Raw genomic sequence first — 19,779 nt, 5'->3', positions numbered from 1 at the left:
CTTCGGATGAATTCAAGCCGCGATTCTAACCTTAATTGCGCTTTTCCTTGAGTTCATCGATCTGGCGACGCTTCATCTCACGCAGTCGGGCATCGATCGACGACATTTCGTAGAAATTTGCGTCCCCAGCCTTCTGCGCCAATTGCAACTGCTCGATGGCACCGGCAGTCTGCCCCTGCAGAATAAACACCTCGGCCAGCGCCCGATGCTGCATGGCACGCTGACCAAGTCCGGCGTAGCTCTCGGCGCGCAGTTTGTGCAATCGAACATCCTCGGGGTAGTTACGCAACTGCGCCTCGGCAAAACGCAAAGAATCGTCAAAGCGGCGCACCCCGGTCAGCGATGTCCCGAAGCCATAGACCAGTGCGAGATTCAGCGGGTAACGCACCATCGCATCGCGATAGATAGCCAGCCCTCCGGCCGTATCGCCTTGCGCCAGACGAATATCCGCCCGAAGATGCTCCAGCATGGCGGCCGTCACCTTCAGACGTCTGGCCGCCTCGACTTCCTTTTCCGCACCGCTCCAGTCGCGGAGCCGATAGCGGGCATAGGCCAGACCGTAGTGGATAGCTCCCTCGGAGGCGAATTTCTTCTCCTGGAGCAAAGCTTCGAAATCCTTGACTGCTTCGCGAGGCGTTCCCTGCATGGCCCTGACCTTGGCACGAACCAAGTGGAAATCGACGCTATCGACTACCTGGCGGTAAGGTACCGCCTGCTCGCGGTTCTGCATGTCGCTCAAACGTTCGCCCGACAGCGGATGGGTACGCAAGTAGGCGGTTGCGTTGTTCTCGTAGAGACGAACCGCCTGCTGCAAGCGCGCAAAGAATGCAGCCATACCGCGCACGTCGAAACCGGCCTTGCGCAAAATGTCAAAACCCTGACGATCAGCCTCACGTTCGAAATCACGGGAGAAGGCCAATTGCGCCGAGATCGCGCCAGCCTGCGTACCGGCAATCGCCGCTCCCGCCACCTGTCCGCTCGAACGCGCAGCCAGCAACGCCAGGGCCATCGCCACCATGGAAGCCATGCCGATCTGTTTCGATTGGTATATCTGGCGGGCAATGTGGCGCTGGGTAACGTGGGAGATTTCGTGACCAAGCACCCCAGCCAGCTCCGATTCGGTCTGCGACGACAGGATCAGGCCCGTATGCACGCCGATATAGCCGCCGGGCATTGCGAAGGCATTGATATTCGGATCATTGATGGCGAAGAAGGTAAATCCGAAACCGGGATCATTACTGACTGCCGCCAGACGCCCACCCAATTGATTGAGATAGGTTTCGATATCGGCATCGTCGAGATAAGCCGGTTCCCGCCAGCGAATATCATGCATGATCTGCATACCGATCTTCTTCTCGGTACTCAGCGAAAACTCACTGCTCGCGATGTCGCCCAGCTCCGGCAACTCATCGGCCCGGGCAGGCTGGATAGCCAGGGAACAAGCAAGAGTCAGGGCGACGAATCGTTGGGTCAGACGCATGGTGCTATGATAGCGCAGCCTTCAATATCGCCATCCGGCGGATAGTAACCAAACGTAACGCTCGTGACCGACTCCACACTGACTCATTTCGATCATGCCGGCCAGGCCCACATGGTCGACGTCGGCGCCAAAGCCGAAACCGCCCGTATTGCCCGCGCCGCCGGCAGCATCTTCATGCGCCCAGAGACACTGGCCCTGATCCGTAGCGGAACGAGCAAGAAAGGCGACGTGCTGGGCATTGCCCGCATCGCCGCCATTCAGGCTTCGAAGCGTACCGGCGACCTGATCCCGCTGTGCCATCCCATCGCGCTGACACGCGTCGCGGCAGATTTCACCATCGATGAACAGCAGAGCGCGATCCACTGCGAAGTGACCGCCGAGTGCTTTGGTCGTACCGGTGTCGAAATGGAGGCACTGACCGCCACCTCCGTCGGCTTGCTGACCATTTACGATATGGCCAAGGCCGTCGATCGGGGCATGCGCATCGAGAATATTCGCCTGCTGGAAAAATCCGGCGGCAAATCGGGCCACTGGCTGGCCGAACAATCACGCTGAAACCATGCTTGAATTACGCAGACAATTCCTCAAGGGAGGCCTGTCGGCAGCCCTGCTCACACCGCTGCTCGGCACCGGCCTACTAACGCCCACCCGCGTTCTCGCTGCCGACTGGAACAGGCCCGCCTTCACCGCCCGCAATGTCGGCGATGCGCTGAAAGCCTACGGCAGCGCCAACGCTGCCGAAAGCCGTGACATCCTGATCAACGCGCCAGAGATCGCTGAAAACGGTGCCAAGGTCGAGATCGAGATTACAAGCAATATCGCCAATACACGCAGCCTGGCGGTATTTGCCGACAAGAATCCGATGCCGCTCTGTTCGTCCATCGAGTTCTCAGGTCCCGTTCTTCCCTATCTGCGCGAGCAGCTCAAGCTATCGGAGACCACGCGTATTCGCGTCGTCGCGAAGACTGCAGAAGGAAAATTCCATGTCGCCTTTCGGGAGATCAAGGTGACCCTCGGTGGTTGCGGAGGCTGATCATGGGTGAGCAAATCAAGATTCGCGCGCAAAATCAGGGTGAAACCACCGACATACGGATACTGATGCAGCATCCGATGGAAACCGGTCAACGCAAGGATGACAAGGGACAGATTTTCCCCGCCCAATTCATCCAGACGTTTACGGTCAGCCTGAACGGCAAGGTCATCATTGACGGCCAACTCAACACCTCGGTCTCGAAGAACCCGCTCTTTACGTTCAAGGCGCGCGGCATCAAATCTGGCGACAAACTCAGCGTCGCATGGACAGACAATACAGGCGACAAGCGACAGGACGAAATCACAGTCTCCTGACAACCTAAACCGCAGGAAACAGACGAAAAAAAGCCCGCCTGGATCAGGCGGGCTTTTTAATTATCTTGGGATCCGAGTCAAACGCCCTGGATATTGGAAGCTTGCTTGCCCTTCGGGCCCTGGACGACGTCGAAGGAAACCTTCTGGCCTTCCTTCAGGGTCTTGAAGCCATTCATGTTGATGGCGGAGAAGTGGGCGAAGAGATCTTCGCTGCCGTCATCCGGAGTAATAAAGCCAAAGCCTTTGGAATCATTGAACCACTTAACGGTACCGAGTGCCATGTTTGCTACTTTCTTACAAAAATCGAACAAATTTCCGGGTCTCCCCGACTCCCTGTTTGCGCTCAACGACCCGGTGCTCACGGCAATCCCGATACAGCTTGAAGCCAAACACAATGGCTTTCTACGCGACTTGAAATATGTCGTCAACAAGTTTCTATGCCGCAGCGCAGCATATTCCGGCAAGGGAATTGCTTGACTCAGACTGGAAATTGGCGGATTCAGCCTTATATGATGTATTGCACATTGAGTCGGACTGTATAGAATCGAATGCATGGCTACAAAGATTGGTGAAGGCGGACAGCTCGAGGCCCTGCGCAGCAGGCTGGGGCCGCCGAAGATGTACAAGGTAGTGTTGCTGAACGACGATTACACGCCGATGGATTTCGTCATCACCATTCTGCAGCGCTTTTTTTCTCTGGATACTGAACAAGCGACGCGAATCATGCTCAAAGTTCACAACGACGGAAGAGGGGTTTGTGGCGTATTTCCGCGCGACATCGCCGCGACCAAAGTAGAACAGGTACTTGCATTCGCTCGCCAGCACCAACACCCGCTTGCCTGCATCATGGAGGAAAACTGATGATTGCCCAGGAACTCGAAGTCAGCCTGCACATGGCCTTTGTCGAGGCACGTCAAAAACGCCACGAGTTCATCACTGTCGAGCATCTGCTGTTGGCGCTGATCGACAATCCCTCCGCTGCGGATGCCCTGCGTGCCTGCGGTGCCAAGACCGATACGCTGCGCAAGGACCTCACCAATTTCATCGACGAACACACGCCGACGGTATCCGGCGAGGACGACATCGACACTCAACCGACGCTAGGCTTCCAGCGCGTCATCCAACGCGCCATCCTGCACGTGCAATCATCCGGCAAGAAGGAGGTCAATGGCGCCAACGTGCTGGTTGCCATCTACGGCGAGAAGGATTCGCATGCCGTCTATTTCCTGCAAAAGCAGGGGGTGACGCGGCTGGACGTGGTCAATTTCATTTCGCACGGCATCAGCAAGGTGCCGCAACCGAAGGCAACCCCGGAAGGCGAGGTGGAAACCGAAGGCGAAAAAGCCGAAGCCGGCCCGCTTGAGCAATACACCATCAATCTCAACGCACTTGCCCTGCAGGGCAAGATCGATCCGCTGATCGGCCGGGACAAGGAACTGGAACGCGTGATCCAGACCCTGTGCCGCAGGCGCAAGAACAATCCGCTGCTGGTCGGCGAAGCCGGCGTCGGCAAGACCGCCATCGCCGAAGGGCTGGCGCGCAAGGTTATCGAAAACGACGTACCGGAAATCCTGGCCAAGGCCAATGTCTACTCGCTGGACATGGGTGCCCTGCTCGCCGGCACCAAGTACCGCGGCGACTTCGAGCAGCGCCTGAAAGCCGTGCTCAAGGCCTTGCAGGAGAATCCGAATGCCATCCTGTTCATTGACGAAATTCATACGCTGATCGGCGCCGGCTCGGCCTCCGGCGGCACGCTGGATGCGTCCAACCTGCTCAAGCCAGCGCTCTCCTCCGGCCAACTGAAGTGCATCGGTGCGACGACCTACACCGAGTTTCGTGGCATCTTCGAAAAGGACAGTGCCCTGTCGCGCCGCTTCCAGAAGATCGACGTCAATGAGCCGTCCGTCGCCGAAACCGTCGAGATTCTCAAGGGCTTGAAGGCGCGTTTCGAGGCGCATCACGGCATCAAGTACTCGGCCACGGCCATTTCGTCTGCCGTCGAATTGTCGGCTCGCTACATCACCGACCGTCACCTGCCGGACAAGGCGATCGACGTCATCGACGAAGCCGGTGCGGCGCAGCGCATCCTGCCCAAGTCGAAGCAGAAGAAGGTGATCAACAAGACCGACATTGAGGAAATTGTCGCCAAGATTGCCCGCATACCCTCGCAGCACGTGACGATGGACGACCGCAGCGCCCTGAAGAACCTCGACCGCGACTTGAAGGCCACCGTTTTCGGCCAGGACAAGGCCATCGATGCGCTCGCCAAGGCGATCAAGATGGCCCGCTCCGGCCTTGGCAATCCGGGCAAGCCGATCGGTTCCTTCCTGTTCAGCGGCCCGACCGGCGTCGGCAAGACGGAAGTCGCCAAGCAACTCGCCTACTTCCTGGGCATCGAGCTGCAGCGTTTCGACATGTCGGAATACATGGAACGCCACGCGGTATCCCGCCTGATCGGTGCCCCGCCGGGCTACGTTGGTTTCGACCAGGGCGGCCTGCTCACCGAGGCCATCACCAAGAAGCCCTACACGGTACTGCTGCTCGACGAAATCGAAAAGGCGCATCCGGACATCTTCAACATCCTGCTGCAGGTCATGGACCACGGCACCCTGACCGACAACAATGGTCGCAAGGCCGATTTCCGCAACGTGATCATCATCATGACAACCAATGCGGGGGCGGCCGACCTGCAGAAAACGAGCATGGGCTTCACCGCCTCCAAGCAGAACGGCGACGAAATGGTCGAGATCAAGCGCCTGTTCACGCCGGAATTCCGCAACCGCCTCGACGCGACCATTTCCTTCGCGCCGCTGGACCACGAGGTCATCCTGCGCGTGGTCGACAAGTTCCTGATGCAGCTTGAAGAGCAGTTGCACGAGAAAAAGGTCGAAGCAAGCTTCAGCGAAGCGGTCAAGGAAATGCTCGCCGAGAAGGGCTTCGATCCCTTGATGGGAGCCCGCCCGATGGCGCGTCTGATCCAGGACACCATCCGCTCGGCGCTAGCCGACGAGTTGCTGTTCGGCAAACTGGCCAACGGCGGCCACGTAATGGTCGATCTCGACAAGGACGGCAAGATCGCGCTGAACTTCGAGGAAGAAAAGGCCGAAGCAACCGTCTGACGATTGCCATCCGCCCCCAAAGCCGTGCAAGATTGCACGGCATTTTTTATTTCGAGGACTGCAGAATGAGCTTCAAAACCCCCGACCTGTGCGATGCTTTCGAAGCCGAACTGGGCAAGACCGTGCGCGTCGTCGCCCCGATGTTCCAGCGCTACGGCGGCAGAACCAGTTTCTCCGGCCAGATCGTCACCCTCAAGCTATTCGAGGACAACTCGCTGGTGCGCGAGGTATTCGGTGAAGACGGCAAGGGCAAGGTCCTGGTCATCGACGGCGGCGGCTCGCTGCGCTGCGCGCTGGTCGGCGACCAATTGGCCATCCTCGCCCACAAGAACGGCTGGGAGGGAGTGATCGTTTACGGCTGCATTCGCGATTCCGGCGACATCAACGGCATCGATATCGGTGTCCGCGCGCTGAATACCCACCCGCAGAAGACCCTCAAAAAGGGGATCGGCGACAAGAACGTGGCGGTCACTTTCGGCGGTGTCACCTTCAACCCGGGCGAATGGTTGTATGCCGACGAGGATGGCGTGCTGGTCGCCACCCATCCGCTTATTTGAATTTTCCCGTGGGCAGGGATGCCGAAAGGCACCCCTGCCCACGCATCCAATGATCAGCCCTCGAGCAACACCGCGCTATCGCAGCCGATGCGCAAGCCGCCCCAGTGGCGGCCATTGACCATGATCGGCAGATCGATTTCCGACAGGATTTCGCCGGTATCCCGAACATAGGTCTGCAGCAGGAGCGGCTTCAGGTTCTTTGCGGCGCGCTGGCCGGTCGGGTCTTCCCAGATTCGACGGGTACGGTTGCCGACCAGGTCGGCATCGTAATCGCCGGTCAGCGGCTTCGAGTATTTCAGGTGATGAACGGCCGCATAACCCTTGGTGTCGACGATCAGGGCAAAGATGCCCCCTTTGAGCAAAGCCAAGGTATCTTCCCCAAGCGGCCTGACATCACGCTCGAAATCAGCAGCATAGCTAACGTCGTATTTTTGTGGGTTGGTATTCGGAATCGGACGATAGTTCTGATCCCATATATTTACCCCCCGGGCTTCCAGCTGGGCCAACCTGCTCTCCATGGTCGCCAAGGCCTTGCGCGCCTGCTCCACGTTGTAGTCGAACACACCGCGGCCGATCTTGAACCGCGAAACCAGCTCCTGCACGCTCTCGGTCGCCGCGCTCAACTTGCCGGTCGATTGCTCCGAGGACTCCATACTCACCGCCACTTCGCTGGATAAGGCGTGCACCTGGACCACCGCCTCGTGCACCTGGCCATTGGTTGCCGACAACTCCTCCATCGCCGTCGCAATCTGATTGAGCTGATCGCCGGTCCGTTCGAAATCGCTGACCATGCGCTGGAATTCGCCCGACGAGCGTTCTACGACCTGGCGCGTCTGCTGAATATCGCTGTTGATCATCTCGTTTTCGCGCTGCGTTTCCTTGACCAGCGAAATCATGCCCCCGATGTTTTCATTGATTTCCTGCGTCGCCACATTGACCCGCTCCGCCAACTTCCGAACCTCGTCGGCCACCACGGCGAAACCGCGTCCCATTTCACCGGCCCGCGCCGCCTCGATCGCCGCATTGAGCGCCAGCAGATTGGTCTGGTCGGCAATATCCTTGATCAGTCCTGCAATCTGCCGAATGCTGTCGGAGCGCGTCGCCAGTTGATCGACGGTGCCGTTGAAACTGCTCAGCTTATCGCTGACCGCCTGCACCTTGATCACAATTTCATGCATCTCGTTCAGCGAATTCCGCGCTGAATCAAGATTCGAATCAGTGGAGTGGGATATCGTTTCAGCGGAAGCCGATACCTCGTGAATGGCCTGCGTCGCCTCGTTGCTGGCGCCAAATACCGCATCGGCAATTTCGCCCTGACGACTTGCCCGGGTCGCGGTCACCGCCACCGTCTTTTTCACCAGTACCGCTTCGCGTGCAATATTGACGCTCATCTGACGCACTTCGCTGATGATCTGGCGCATCTTGTCGGCGAACCGGTTGTAGGATTCGGCCAGCGTGCGCAGCTCGTCGTGGCTGATCGTTGGCAGGTTGCGCGAGAAGTCGCCTTCCCCGCGCGCAATCTCGTCGAAAATGGTTGAGATCAGGCGAATCGGGCGAAGGATCAAATACCGGATATAAACAATCTGCAGCACGTTCCACAGCAGCGCGGCCACCGTCAGCCCGATCATCAGCATCAACCCGCTATCCAAACTTGCCAAAACCCGCTGCAACGACTCCGGAGTGGCTCCGGAAGATTTCAGGGTATCGGTGACAACGTCTTTCTGATGGAAATAAATCCCCAAGTAGCCGACATCGATTACGAAGAGCAAAAGGAAGCTCATTAATTTCTTGGTCAGCGAATTCCAGAAAGTTCGCTCGTTCCAGTCATACAGTTGTCTCAGAATTTCCATATTAATAGTTGTTATTTATAAAATTCGACGGATTCAACACCCAATTTCGAGAACGGTCAAGGCAAGGCCTCCGCGCAAAATCGGGAAAAATTCCCGACATCCGAGGCAAAAAATGCTGCATTGCATTTCATCGAAGCAAGCAGCGTTTCACAATGCAAAATTTACACAACAACCCAATGATATAAAACAAAAAAATATTGTCTTATGTCTTATATAAGACTATTGCTGCTCTGCAGAAAAATATCTATACTTCTCCCATCGACGTTGTAACGGGCCTCCCGCCGCAACGCCGTCCCCCAAACCAAATCTCTTGAGGAATTCACATGAGCACTCGCGAACAGCAAATCGCCGCCCTCGAAAAAGACTGGGCTGAAAACCCCCGCTGGAAGCTCGTCAAGCGCGGCTACTCCGCAGCTGACGTCGTCCGTCTGCGTGGCTCCCTGCAGCCGGAATACACCCTGGCCCAGCGCGGTGCCAAGACCCTCTGGGAAAAGGTCAACGGCGGTGCCAAGAAGGGCTACGTGAATGCTTTCGGCGCCATCACCGCCGGTCAAGCCATGCAGCAGGCCAAGGCTGGTCTGGAAGCCGTTTATCTGTCCGGCTGGCAAGTTGCTGCCGACGGCAACACCTCCGAAACCATGTACCCGGACCAGTCGCTGTATGCCTACGACTCCGTGCCGACCATGGTTCGCCGCATCAACAACACCTTCAAGCGCGCCGATGAAATTCAGTGGTCGCGTGGCATCAACCCGGGCGACGAAGGCTTCATCGACTACTTCCTGCCGATCGTTGCTGACGCTGAAGCCGGTTTCGGTGGCGTTCTGAACGCTTTCGAACTGATGAAGAACATGATCGCCTCGGGCGCTGCCGGTGTTCACTTCGAAGACCAGCTGGCTGCCGCCAAGAAGTGCGGCCACATGGGTGGCAAGGTGCTCGTGCCGACCCGCGAAGCCGTTGAGAAGCTGATCTCCGCTCGTTTCGCTGCTGACGTCATGGGCGTTCCGACCCTGATCCTGGCTCGTACCGATGCCGAAGCCGCCAACCTGATCACCTCCGACTACGACGAGAACGACAAGCCGTTCCTGACGGGCGAGCGCACCCAGGAAGGTTTCTACCGCGTCAAGAACGGCCTGGAGCAGTCCATCTCCCGTGGCGTTGCTTACGCTCCGTACGCTGACCTCGTCTGGTGCGAAACCGGCGTGCCCGATATCGGCTTCGCCCGCGAATTCGCTCAAGCCGTTCAGGCCGCCTGCCCGGGCAAGCTGCTGTCCTACAACTGCTCGCCGTCCTTCAACTGGAAGAAGAACCTCAACGACTCGCAGATCGCCTCCTTCCAGGAAGAACTGTCGGCACTGGGTTACAAGTACCAGTTCATCACCCTGGCTGGTATCCACGTCAACTGGTACAACACCTTCAAGTTCGCCCACGCTTACGCTCGCGGCGAAGGCATGAAGCACTACGTGAACATGGTTCAGGAACCGGAATTCGCTGCCCGCGAAGATGGCTACACCTTCGTGTCGCACCAGCAAGAAGTCGGCACCGGTTACTTCGACGAAGTCACCACCGTCATCCAGGGCGGTTCCTCCTCCGTCAAGGCCCTCACCGGCTCGACCGAAGAAGAGCAGTTCCACTAATCGGACTTTACGATTTAGGCATCTCGCTGCCCTACCCGGCAGCGTTCATAGACCGGCTCCCACAAGGGGCCGGTCTTTTTTTTTCGACAAGCGCAGCACACGCCGAACATCAATCAACAATATCGACAAAAACAATAAACTTGCCAGACTCACCCCATCAAGGTAGTCTTGTCTTCAAATAGCCGGTGCCGGTGCGCCAAGGCAAAACTATCGAAGGGGAGTCTGTGATTCGCTGGCATGCCCGAGCAAGAAGCCTGTCCCTGCAGAACCGTATCACGCTGGTAACGCTGCTTGTCTTCCTTCTGGGCATCTGGACGGTGACGCTCTATGCGACCCGCAGCCTACGCGACGATTTCATACGGGTCATCGGGAATCAGCAGTATTCAACCGTTTCGACCCTGGCATCCCAACTCAACGACGAACTGGCGGATGGACTCGCGCAACTGGGGCACATGGCCGGCGAGATCGATCCTGAGCTTTTACAATCGCCACAACGCCTGCAGGACTACCTGGTCAGACATTCCGAGCACATTCGTCCCTTCAACGGTGGCCTGCGCGTATCGGACCATGATGGCAGAACCCTGGCCAGCTTTCCCTACTCGGAAGATCGCATCGGTGTTTCCTATGCCGACCGCGACTACATGATTTCCGCACTCAAGGACGGGCGCCCCAATATCGGCAAACCGGCCATTGGCAAGATCCTCGGCACGCCGGTCATCGGCCTGGCCTACCCAATCAAGTCGACGAGCGGGCAGACGATTGGCGCCGTCGTCGGCGCGATCATTCTCGGCGACTCCAGCATTTTCCAGAAGATAGTCAAAACCCGCTACGGGCAGACCGGCGGCTATCTGATCATCGCCCCACGACACCACATCGTGGTCGCCGGCACCGACAGCGGCAGGAACATGACGCCGACGCCGCCGCAAGGCGCCAACATCATGAACGATCGCTATGTTGCCGGCTACGAAGGCTACGGCATTGCCCTGAATTCACGGGGTATCGAGGAGATTTCGGCCGCCAAGCGCATCCCGGTGGCGGACTGGCTGCTGGTCAGCGTACTGCCGACAGCTGAAGCCTTTGCCCCACTAAGCGCCCTACAACAGCGCGTGTTGATGTCTGCCCTGTTGCTCAGCATGCTGGCTGGTGCGCTGGCCTGGTGGCTAGTCCGCCGAACGCTCCGCAAGCAGTTCGCCCCCATGCTGGCAGCCACCGAAGCACTGACCGACATGAGCTCCCACAACCACATTGCCGATCAGCCACTCGATGTAAAGCGACAGGACGAAGTCGGCCGCCTGATCGGCAGTTTCAACGTACTCCTCGACTCGCTGCGTCAACGCGAACTGGCTTTGAAAGACAGCGAGCAACACTATCGAACCCTCGCCAACGGGGGGTCGGCGCTGATCTGGACATCGGGCACCGACAAGCAGTGCAACTACGTCAACGAGCCCTGGCTTCGCTTTACCGGACGCACGCTGGAACAGGAAACCGGACAAGGCAGGATGGAGGGAATACATCCTGACGATTTCGCACAATGCCAGGAGCGCTTCACCAGCCACTTCGAGCGCCACGAGGCATTCAGCATGGAGTACCGCTTGCGCCATGCGAGCGGAGACTATCGCTGGATACTCGACGATGCCGCCCCACGCTACGACAGCGACGGTAATTTCATCGGTTACATCGGCTTCTGTCATGATATTACCGAGCGTAAACTGGCCACCGACGCCCTGCTCCGGGCGGCCAGCGTCTTTTCCCATGCACGCGAAGGCATCGTGGTCACCAGCACCGATGGCACGATCGTCGACGCCAACGAAGCGTTCACCCGGATCACCGGCTTCACCCGCGAGGAAGCCATCGGCCGTAACCCCAATATCCTGCGCTCGGGGAGTCAGCCGCCGGAATTCTACGAATCGATGTGGAAGCAGCTTATCGAACAGGGGCACTGGACCGGCGAGATATGGAATCGACGGAAAAACGGCGAGGTTTATGCCGAACTGCTGACCATCAGTTCGGTCTGCGACTCCAGCGGCAAACCGACGAACTACATCGGCCTGTTTTCCGACATCACGGCCCAAAAGGAACACCAGCGCGAACTCGAATCCATTGCCCACTATGATCCACTCACCGGCCTGCCCAACCGTGTGCTGCTGGGCGACCGGCTACGCCAGGCCATGCGGCAATCCGAGCGCCGCAATCTCCTGCTGGGAGTTGCCTATATCGACCTGGACGGCTTCAAGTCGATCAACGATAACTTCGGACACCAGACCGGCGACCAATTCCTGATTGCCGTCGCCCAAGCCATGAAAGATGCCCTGCGGGAAGGCGACACGATCGCCCGCCTGGGTGGAGACGAATTCGTCGTCATCCTCCTCGACCTGCCATCGCACCAGATTGCCGCGCCGCTCCTCGAACGCCTGCTCGCTGCGGCGGCCCGCCCCATCCACCTCCATGGCACGGGGCACCGGGTATCGGCCAGCATCGGCGTGACCTTCTACCCGCAGTCCGAACCGGCCGACGCCGACCAACTGCTGCGCCAGGCCGATCAGGCCATGTACCAGGCCAAACTCGCTGGCAAGAATCGTTACCATTTCTTCGACATCGAGCAGGATCGCAGCACCCGCGGGCGGCATGAGAGCATCGAACGTATCCGCGAAGCCATCGATAACGACGAATTCACGCTTTACTACCAACCCAAGGTCAACATGCGCGACGGTAGCCTGGTTGGCACCGAGGCCCTGCTACGCTGGCGCCATCCGGAACGCGGCATGCTGCTGCCCGCCGAGTTCCTGCCGGCCATCGAAGAGCATGCGCTGGGAAAAGTACTGGGGGAATGGGTCATTGCCCAGGCGTTCGCTCAGATCAGCCGCTGGCAAAAACTCGGCCACGCAATTCCGGTCAGTATCAATGTCGGCGCCTACCAGTTGCAACAACCCGATTTCGTGCAGCGCCTGAGCACGGCGATGGCCTTGCATCCGGAGGTCTCGCCTTCGCTGCTTCAACTCGAGGTGCTGGAAACCAGCGCACTGGAAGAACTGGCCCACGTATCGAAAGTCATCGCCGAATGCCGCCAACTCGGCATTCATTTCGCGCTGGACGATTTCGGAACCGGCTATTCCTCGCTCACCTACCTCAAACGCCTGCCGGCCCAAGCCCTCAAGATCGACCAGAGCTTCGTCCGTGACATGCTGGACAACGCCGACGACCTTGCCATCCTCGAGGGCATCATCGGCTTTGCCCATGCCTTTGCACGCGAACTGATCGCCGAAGGCGTTGAAACCGAAGCACATGGCGAGTTGCTGCTGCAATTGGGGTGTGAACTCGGCCAAGGTTTCGGTATCGCCCAGCCCATGCCCGGTAACGATATGCCCACCTGGGTCGGCAGCTGGACGCCACCTGCTGCCTGGACAGCCGCCCGGCGCATTGGACGCGACGCACTGCCAGCCCTGTACGCGATGGTCGAGCACCGCTCCTGGATACGTCAGGTCACCGCCTACCTGAGCGGCCAACGCGACACACCACCCGATCTCGACCCGGGACTATGCCGCTTTGGCAGTTGGCTAGGCAGCCGACTGGTCAAGGCAACCCCGGAGGAGATTATCGAAATCACTGCCGCAAGCAATCTGCACGAACAAGCTCACCGTCTGGCGCGGGAACTGATCTCCGATTACCGTCATGGTCAACGCGCGGACATCGGCAGCCGACTCGCCGAACTCGAACATTTGCGCGATGCGCTCACCCGGAGTCTTTTCAGTTTCTGCAACGAAACCGCTGATAACCGGCCTGCTCCGGCCCTAAAAACGCCCTATCAGGCCAGACCGTCCCTCCGCCCGACCCACGCACCACGACGAAACGAGCGAAAACGGCGCACCACGGAGCAGCCCAACTAAGAAGCGCTAACAAAACGAAGCGCAGCGCTCCTGATCAAGAATACCGACACCCACAGGAAATCCGCTTGGGGGCGCAACAACACCAGGATCATTTTGTCAGCGCGTCTAAACCGAAGGTCTGCTCAACATCCAGCCCAGCACCACAACAGCGATACACGGCGGCAGATAACGCCACGGCTCAGGCAAACCGTACCAGCCCCCAAACGCACTGATGCCCATCATGATTGCCGCCGCCCATTTGGCGGCAACCGGAATCGCCCGATGATCGCGCCAGGCACGGATGGCTGGGCCGGCCTTGGGATGCGCCAGCAGTTTTTCCTCCCACTCCGGATGGGAGCGAGCAAAGAACCAAGCCGCCAGTATCAGGAAAGGCGTCGTCGGCAACAGCGGCAGGAAGGCCCCGATCACACCGAGGACGACGGAAAGCGCCCCCAGCGTGCGATAGACGGGCGTCTTCATCAGCGCAGTTCCCAATAGCTGGGCCGGCTGTAGTTGTCCTTGAGCAGGTCGATGAAAAGCCTGACCCGCAGCGGCAGATGGCGGCGCTGCGGAAAGACCGCATAAATGCCCATCGGTGGCGCCTGCCAGGCATCGAGAACCGAGGTCAGCCGTCCTTCCTTGAGGTCGCGCCCAACCTCCCACAGCGAACGCCAGGCCAGCCCGCGCCCGGCCAGCGCCCACTCGTGCAACACGGCGCCATCGTTGCACTCAAAGCTGCCACTGACCTTGATGGTTTCCGTTTCCCCGCTATCCGGATGACGAAATATCCAACCTCGCTGCTGGCCGAGCGACAAACAGTTGTGTCCGGCCAGATCGGCTGGCGAGCGCGGCACCCCATGCTCGACCAGGTAAGCCGGGCTGGCTACCACCATGCGGCGCATCTCGCCCAGACGCACACTGATCAGGCTGGAATCGGTCATTTCGCCAATACGGACCGCACAATCGATATTTTCGTTGATCAGGTCGACCAGGCGGTCGCTCAGATTGAGATTGACCCGTACCTCCGGGTTAACCTGCATGAAATCGCCAACCAGCGGCGCCACATGCTGCCGCCCAAAGCCGGCAGGGGCAGATACCTTCAGATAGCCGCTGGCTTTCAGGCCACCGAGCGAAACCGCCGCCTCGGCATTGGCCAGGTCGTTGAGCAGTTTTTGGCAGTCTTCCAGAAAAGCTTGCCCTTCGAAGGTCAATGTCAGCTTGCGCGTGGTACGCACCAGCAAGCGCACGCCCAGCCGCGCCTCCAGCGCATCGATGCGGCGCCCGATGATCGCCGGTGTAACCCCCTCGACCCGCGCCGCCGCGGACAAACTCCCCCGGGTTGCGACACTGGCAAAGGCTTCGATCTGCTTGAGGCGGTCCATTTAATACTTTAAGTAAAAGATGAAGTGATTTTAGCCGTCTTTCAAGTCTTATAGAAGACTCATAGAATGCATCCCATCGCAGTATCCGAAACCTTCTTTTTTCAGGAGTTCCGCATGGCCCTCAATCTGCCCGCCGGTATGCAAATTACCGCCCCCGTGAAGCCCGAATGGGAATCCATTCTGACGACCGAAGCCCTCGAATTCGTCGCCAAGCTGCACCGCGCCTTCGAAGGCCGTCGCCAGGAACTGCTCAAGGCCCGCGTCGAGCGCCAGGCCCGCATCGACGCCGGCGAAATGCCGGACTTCCTGCCGGAAACCAAGCACATCCGCGAAGGCGACTGGAAGGTTGCCCCGGTGCCGGCCGCGTTGCAATGCCGCCGCGTCGAAATCACCGGCCCGGTCGAAGCCAAGATGATCATCAACGCCTTCAACTCGGGCGCTGACTCCTACATGACCGACTTCGAGGATTCCAACAGCCCGAACTGGGAAAACCAGATCCAGGGCCAGGTGAACCTGTACAAGGCCATCCGCCGCGAACTGTCGTTCAAGAACGAAGCCGGCAAGGAATACAAGCTGAACGACAAGATCGCCACCCTGCAGATCCGTCCGCGCGGCTGGCACCTCGACGAAAAGCACGTCCTCGTTGATGGCCAGCGCGTTTCCGGCGGCCTGTTCGACTTCGGCCTGGTCTTCTTCCACAACGCCAAGGAGCAGATCGCCCGCGGCGCCGGCCCGTTCTACTACCTGCCGAAGATGGAAAGCCACCTCGAAGCCCGCCTGTGGAACGACGCCTTCGTCATGGCGCAGGACCACGTCGGCCTGCCGCAAGGCACCATCAAGGCCACCGTGCTGGTCGAAACCATCCTCGCCACCTTCGAGATGGAAGAAATCCTGTACGAACTGCGCAACCACTCCGCCGGCCTGAACGCCGGTCGCTGGGACTACATCTTCTCCTGCATCAAGAAGTTCAAGAAGAACAAGGACTTCTGCCTGGCCCAACGCGGCGCCATCACCATGGAAGTGCCCTTCATGCGCGGCTACGCCCTGGCCCTCGTCCAGGCCTGCCACAAGCGTGGCGCACCGGCCATGGGCGGCATGTCGGCCCTGATCCCGATCAAGAACGACCCGGTCGCCAACGAAAAAGCGCTGGCCGGCATCCGCCACGACAAGACCCGCGACGCCAACGACGGCTTCGACGGCGGCTGGGTGGCCCACCCGGGCCTGGTGCCCATCGCCATGGAAGAGTTCGTCAAGGTGCTCGGCGACAAGCCGAACCAGTTCGAGAAGCAGGTTGAAGGCAAGTTCGGCCCGGAACAATGGCTCGACTTCCGCCCGACCACCCCGATCACCGAAGCCGGCCTGCGCAACAACATCAACGTCGGCATCCACTACCTCGGCAGCTGGCTGGCCGGCAACGGCTGCGTGCCCATCCACAACCTGATGGAAGACGCCGCCACCGCCGAAATCTCCCGCTCGCAAGTCTGGCAGTGGGTGGTTTCGCCGAAGGGTGTGCTCGACGACGGCCGCAAGGTCACCGTTGAAATGGTCCGCCCGATGATCGCCGAGGAACTGGCCAAGGTGAAGGCCACCGTCACCGCCCAGGGCGAAGATACCGCCTCCTACGACCAGGCCGCCGAAATCTTCGACCGCATGTCGCTGACCCCGGATTACCCGGAGTTCCTGACCCTGCCGCTGTACGAAGCGATGGCCTAAAAAAATACGAAGTGGAGAGAGACTTGACGCCGGGGCAACCCGGCGTTTTTTTATGCCTGGAAGCGACTGCTGCGGTGCACTGCCCGTTTTGGGCAAAAACCGTTTCCTGACTCTTCCAAGAACTACTCCACTGAAAATCTGGAAAGATAGGCCAGCGTCCGGTTGTCCGCTACTTCGTCATGGGGAATCAATAGATAACGCCACGGTTTACCGCCCACGGCTTTACCGTAGTCCGAGGCGTGAGCACACCACCTTGCAGCTGCAGCGGCTTTCGCCAACACTTCCTCGGAAGCTAAATCCCCCCGAGCTTTGGTCTCGCACATCAGAATCTCGTTAGCCGTTTCCGCCACAAAATCCGGCACGTACTCCGGTTGCTCAGCCCCCAAGCGATAAAAAATCTGAAACTGCCCCTTGGCCGGTTTGAACCACTTCGCGGCTTCCCGCTCCAGAATCACCGCAAAGCGCCGTTCGGTATCGGAATCGAACTTCTGCAGCGGATACAGACACTTTTCAAAGCCGCCAAAGAGCATCTGCTTGATCTTGCCGATCTCAGCGACCGTATCGCGAAAATAATGAATTTCTCCGGCCGTCGCCGAGTAGCTGCACGACTTGATGGCAGTAAAACCGCGTTTGACCTCTGCCACATAGCCAACAGAACCTTCATCGAAATGATCCAGCATTTGCGCGTGGATATTGTCGGAAATCAGGCGACGATATCCATCCAGCACATTGCGTAACTCATCGTCCGAAGCCAGTTTTTCTCGCAACGCCGCAACCGCCTGCCCCGCCAGGTCATACAGCAACTCGGCATGACTATCGTAGTCAATGTCATCGAAATCCATCAAACCATGGACGATGTAATCTTCCGGGCGCTGCTCGACAATACCAGCCTGTGCCGCCAGTGTTTCCTGGGCATGGTTATGCAGATTCTGAATCAGAATATCCCGCTCGCCCGGTTGCAAGCTGGCAAAACCTCTCGTATCCAGCGAAAACGGCCGAAATCCCCCGACGACCTCCCCGGTCGGCACCACAACAATACGCGGAATGTCGATGGATCGCTCCACCACTGACTGAATCGTTTGAGCAACGATCGCCGCCACATCCACCGGCGTTTCTTCCGGCAACAAATCCCCCTGGGCCGGGGCCATTTGCTGACGCACCGCAGCCACGATTTCAGCCTGAATCGGCGCATTCAGCAAAGCGCCGCTGGTCGGCGCCAAATCGCGGCGAATCTCATAGCTTGCGGCAACCTGCCGAGCCAAACGCACCACTTCCATTTCTCTTGAGGTCGTATAAACCGGCTGCCGGATTTCCATTCCGGGCACGCCTGGCAGCACAGCCAAGCCCAGCTCGACATCGGCCAATGACGGCACATCGATGCTCACCTTGCGCGCATCATCTTCCGGCGCATCCAGAATCAATTGCTGCAGCCTGATCGTCGAATCGGGTCGATTCGCCTCGTCGACGATCTCCTGAAAGCGATCATGGGCAACGATATTCAATCGATCCACCGCCGCCACGCCGGTGCGCTGACCATACGGCAAACGCAGGCCGCGCCCGATTGACTGCTCGATCAAGGTCCGCGCATTGGCGGCCCGTAGCGGCACGATGGTGTACAGATTGGTCACATCCCAGCCTTCCTTCAGCATGTTGACGTGAATCACAATCTCCGTCGGCTCATCGACGCTTTCCACCGCCAGCAAGCGGCTAACCATCTGCTCCTCATCCACCCCCGATTTGCTGCTATCGACCTGGATCACCTTGTCCCGATAACGTCCCTCGAAAAACTCGGCAGACTGGATCAAATCCAGCAACTGGCCGGCATGTGTCGTATCCCGCGCAATCACCAGCATGAAAGGCTTCACCAAACGCACGCCGTTCTGGTGGGCGTAGGTAGTCAGCTCCACCTTGGTTGCTTCGTGCAAACGCACCCCGTCTTGCAGCTTGATGCGCTCCAGCGCATCTGCCGGGTATTGTGCGGGATTGAAATTGCGCTGCGTCACCACGGCGGGAGATTTCACAAACCCATCGTCCAGCGCCCGCGCCAGCGGATAATCGACCACCACGTTGCGGAACGGCACCGGCCCTTTGGCACTCTCGACAAAAGGCGTCGCCGTCAGCTCCAAACCCAAAATCGGCTTGAGTTCGTTAATTGCCCGCACCCCAGCGCTCGCCCGGTAGCGATGTGACTCATCCATCAACAAGACCAAATCGGGCAAGGCCGCCAGATAGTCAAAATAGCTCTGACCGATATACTCGGAAAGCCGCTTAATGCGCGGGCTCTTGCCGCCGCGCACCTCCGAATTGATCTTGGAAATGTTGAAGATGTTAATCGTCACCGGCGACAGCAACCCACCCTGCAAATTCGCCCCGCGCTGCTCGTAGTTATCGCCGGTGATGATCTCCGGCGGCGACACCGCAAACTCGGCGACGCCTTTGAACACATACTTCGGCGTATTCGGCGTGAAATCGGCAATCAGCTTATTGTAGATGGTCAGGTTCGGCGCCATCACGAAAAAATTCTGAATACCATGCGCCAGATACAGGTAGCTGATGAAGGCGCCCATCAGGCGCGTCTTGCCCACGCCGGTCGCCAGTGCGAAACAAAGCGAAGGAAATTCCCGGTCAAAATCCTTGAGCAACGGAAATGCGGCCTGCATTTGCGCCAGAAGCGCCGGCAAATCGCGCTCACCATGAGCCAAAGTATCTGGCGCCACGGCGATGGCCCGCGCCAGTTGTTCCAGCGACTCCCGCTGCGGCGCACGCAGGCTCAGGCGTCCCGACAGGGAACGGACGACTTGTTCTGCGCTCATGGGCGTCCTCTTTGTATTTGA

The 19,779-nt window shown here is 58.8% G+C and carries 16 protein-coding genes; 10 read left to right on the top strand and 6 right to left on the bottom strand.

The annotated features are described in order from the left end of the window. Positions 1–31: 31 nt before the first annotated feature. Entirely contained in the window at positions 32–1,480 is a 1,449-nt protein-coding gene (locus AB6Q56_RS02560) for a M48 family metalloprotease (protein ID WP_434515630.1), read from the bottom strand. Positions 1,481–1,591: 111 nt separating this feature from the next. On the opposite strand from AB6Q56_RS02560, the gene moaC reads away from it, so the two are divergent. The 3 genes from moaC to soxZ are packed head-to-tail and all read left to right on the top strand — an operon-like array spanning position 1,592 to position 2,827. Next, positions 1,592–2,035, top strand: a complete 444-nt coding sequence (moaC, locus tag AB6Q56_RS02555; RefSeq protein ID WP_434517119.1) for a cyclic pyranopterin monophosphate synthase MoaC — start codon at positions 1,592–1,594, stop codon at positions 2,033–2,035. Positions 2,036–2,039: 4 nt separating this feature from the next. Beyond that, positions 2,040–2,513 carry a thiosulfate oxidation carrier protein SoxY gene (soxY, locus tag AB6Q56_RS02550; protein WP_434515629.1) on the top strand — a complete coding sequence of 158 codons (474 nt, stop codon included), beginning with the start codon at positions 2,040–2,042 and terminating at the stop codon, positions 2,511–2,513. A gap of 2 nt (positions 2,514–2,515) precedes the next feature. Next, positions 2,516–2,827: a thiosulfate oxidation carrier complex protein SoxZ gene (gene soxZ / locus AB6Q56_RS02545; RefSeq protein ID WP_434515628.1), complete on the top strand. Its 312-nt coding sequence runs from the start codon at positions 2,516–2,518 to the stop codon at positions 2,825–2,827. 77 nt (positions 2,828–2,904) lie between these two features. Here soxZ and AB6Q56_RS02540 read toward each other — a convergent pair whose 3' ends face one another. Next, positions 2,905–3,108, bottom strand: coding sequence for a cold-shock protein (locus AB6Q56_RS02540; RefSeq protein WP_150429503.1), 204 nt, complete (start codon positions 3,106–3,108; stop codon positions 2,905–2,907). On the opposite strand from AB6Q56_RS02540, the gene AB6Q56_RS02535 reads away from it, so the two are divergent. From AB6Q56_RS02535 to rraA, 4 genes are all read left to right on the top strand, one after another. Further along, complete coding sequence (locus tag AB6Q56_RS02535) at positions 3,107–3,304, top strand: hypothetical protein (RefSeq protein WP_434515627.1); 198 nt, start codon at positions 3,107–3,109, stop codon at positions 3,302–3,304. The two genes, AB6Q56_RS02540 and AB6Q56_RS02535, sit on opposite strands and share 2 nt — an antisense overlap. A gap of 75 nt (positions 3,305–3,379) precedes the next feature. Further along, complete coding sequence (gene clpS, locus AB6Q56_RS02530; protein WP_434515626.1) at positions 3,380–3,688, top strand: ATP-dependent Clp protease adapter ClpS; 309 nt, start codon at positions 3,380–3,382, stop codon at positions 3,686–3,688. Beyond that, positions 3,688–5,946, top strand: coding sequence for an ATP-dependent Clp protease ATP-binding subunit ClpA (gene clpA, locus AB6Q56_RS02525; protein ID WP_434515625.1), 2,259 nt, complete (start codon positions 3,688–3,690; stop codon positions 5,944–5,946). Before clpS ends, clpA begins: the two co-directional genes overlap by 1 nt. 65 nt (positions 5,947–6,011) lie before the next feature. Next, positions 6,012–6,503: a ribonuclease E activity regulator RraA gene (gene rraA, locus AB6Q56_RS02520; RefSeq protein WP_434515624.1), complete on the top strand. Its 492-nt coding sequence runs from the start codon at positions 6,012–6,014 to the stop codon at positions 6,501–6,503. Positions 6,504–6,556: 53 nt separating this feature from the next. On the opposite strand, the gene AB6Q56_RS02515 is transcribed toward rraA, so the two are convergent. After that, positions 6,557–8,353 (bottom strand): methyl-accepting chemotaxis protein, encoded by a 1,797-nt coding sequence (locus AB6Q56_RS02515; RefSeq protein ID WP_434515623.1) that lies wholly within the window; start codon positions 8,351–8,353, stop codon positions 6,557–6,559. 323 nt (positions 8,354–8,676) lie between these two features. On the opposite strand from AB6Q56_RS02515, the gene aceA reads away from it, so the two are divergent. Then, positions 8,677–9,987, top strand: a complete 1,311-nt coding sequence (gene aceA / locus AB6Q56_RS02510) for an isocitrate lyase (RefSeq protein ID WP_434515622.1) — start codon at positions 8,677–8,679, stop codon at positions 9,985–9,987. 224 nt (positions 9,988–10,211) lie between these two features. Continuing rightward, on the top strand, positions 10,212–13,871 hold the full coding sequence (locus tag AB6Q56_RS02505) for an EAL domain-containing protein (protein WP_434515621.1): 3,660 nt from the start codon (positions 10,212–10,214) through the stop codon (positions 13,869–13,871). 105 nt (positions 13,872–13,976) lie between these two features. Here the strand turns inward: AB6Q56_RS02505 and AB6Q56_RS02500 are convergent, their stop codons facing one another. Next, positions 13,977–14,330: a YbaN family protein gene (locus tag AB6Q56_RS02500; RefSeq protein WP_434515620.1), complete on the bottom strand. Its 354-nt coding sequence runs from the start codon at positions 14,328–14,330 to the stop codon at positions 13,977–13,979. Next, a complete protein-coding gene (locus tag AB6Q56_RS02495; RefSeq protein WP_434515619.1) occupies positions 14,330–15,232 on the bottom strand; it encodes a LysR family transcriptional regulator in 903 nt (300 codons plus the stop codon). The genes AB6Q56_RS02500 and AB6Q56_RS02495 overlap by 1 nt, the downstream gene beginning before the upstream one ends. A gap of 114 nt (positions 15,233–15,346) precedes the next feature. Between AB6Q56_RS02495 and aceB the strand changes: the two genes are divergently transcribed. Continuing rightward, a complete protein-coding gene (aceB, locus tag AB6Q56_RS02490; RefSeq protein WP_434515618.1) occupies positions 15,347–16,945 on the top strand; it encodes a malate synthase A in 1,599 nt (532 codons plus the stop codon). A 122-nt stretch (positions 16,946–17,067) separates the two neighbouring features. Here aceB and AB6Q56_RS02485 read toward each other — a convergent pair whose 3' ends face one another. Then, positions 17,068–19,758 (bottom strand): DEAD/DEAH box helicase family protein, encoded by a 2,691-nt coding sequence (locus tag AB6Q56_RS02485; protein WP_434515617.1) that lies wholly within the window; start codon positions 19,756–19,758, stop codon positions 17,068–17,070. Positions 19,759–19,779: the final 21 nt, after the last annotated feature.

Source organism: Dechloromonas sp. ARDL1, from assembly GCF_051122455.1.
GTDB lineage: Bacteria > Pseudomonadota > Gammaproteobacteria > Burkholderiales > Rhodocyclaceae > Azonexus.
Note: the sequence above shows the minus strand (reverse complement) of the source record. Positions and strands in the feature narration are given on the sequence as shown.